This is a genomic window from Parendozoicomonas verongulae (genome assembly GCF_009711465.1).
Classification (GTDB): Bacteria; Pseudomonadota; Gammaproteobacteria; order Pseudomonadales; family Endozoicomonadaceae; genus Sansalvadorimonas; species Sansalvadorimonas verongulae.
In genome coordinates, this window is sequence record NZ_SMME01000855.1 from 42,653 (window position 1) to 43,247 (window position 595).

Below are 595 nucleotides of genomic sequence, written 5' to 3' on the forward strand. Positions count from 1 at the left end.
TTGCCACTGTCGTCGAGGTGGCATCTTCAAAGGTGGCTTTGAGAGCACTGTATGTGTGTAAGGTCTCCAGTTTGGCAGCAATCCTGCCTCCCACAACATGTATTGAAAACCCAATTACAGTGTCCTTAAACTGGATTGTAGGGGACGCTATGGATGAAGAACCTCCGAGTTTCTCTTCGCCTTTTGGGGTGTAGCCAGAGTCAAAGCGACTTCGGGGAATAGAAAAAGAATAACTATATCCATGGTCATCTGTGACCGCATCATCTTGTGTGAGTAAAGCCCCCTGTGAAACAGAGACTCTCAGAGTTACCTGATTAAGTTGATCTGTGAATTTCCTCAACTTATGGGATGGCCCAAACTCCAGTATCTCCTCAGGTTGAGATGTTAGACGAGAATTTCTGGCTACCGGCTTGCGCTTTGTGCTGAAAGGAGGCTCAAGGCTGAGAGTTACATTAAAGTTAGACTCCCTGACCTTTTTTGCTCTTAAAGTCGATACACGGAAAGGCGCAGCTTTGGAACCGCCTTGATCGTCAACTTTCAGCACGTTATGGGGAACAGCCAATATCTTGCCTTTATAGCGTTCACTCTGGAGACC

1 protein-coding gene is annotated in these 595 nt (G+C 46.7%); it reads right to left on the reverse strand.

Annotated elements, in window-relative coordinates:
* A partial coding sequence (locus E1189_RS25570) for a hypothetical protein (RefSeq protein WP_230460445.1) occupies positions 1-595 on the reverse strand: 595 nt, incomplete at both ends.